Origin of the sequence: Paraburkholderia madseniana (genome assembly GCF_009690905.1) — a bacterium.
Taxonomy (GTDB): Bacteria; Pseudomonadota; Gammaproteobacteria; order Burkholderiales; family Burkholderiaceae; genus Paraburkholderia; species Paraburkholderia madseniana.
The window spans coordinates 1-248 of the sequence record NZ_VOSW01000370.1; the positions used below are offsets into that span (position 1 = coordinate 1).

The following is a 248-nucleotide window of genomic DNA, read 5'->3' on the forward strand; positions in this document are numbered from 1 at the left end:
GTCTTCGAGTCCGCTACGAGCGCCTTGCCAGGATCCATGAAGCTTTCTTGAAGTTCGCCGCTTGCCTCATCTGTTGGAATACCCTCCAGCGATCTATGCAGGAGCCTTTTTGAAACCGTCTCTTAGTGCTTTTCCTCGCTGGCTTGATCAGTAACTTGCCGCCGTATTTGCGCACGTTCTGACCGAGGAAATCGAAACCGTCCGCTATGTTCGTGATCCGGGTTTTTTCTTCTGAGAGTTCCAGACCC

1 pseudogene is annotated in these 248 nt (G+C 52.0%); it reads right to left on the bottom strand.

Annotated elements, in window-relative coordinates:
- Positions 1-13 precede the first annotated feature (13 nt).
- Positions 14-248, bottom strand: a pseudogene (locus FSO04_RS49005) (hypothetical protein); the annotation flags it as partial.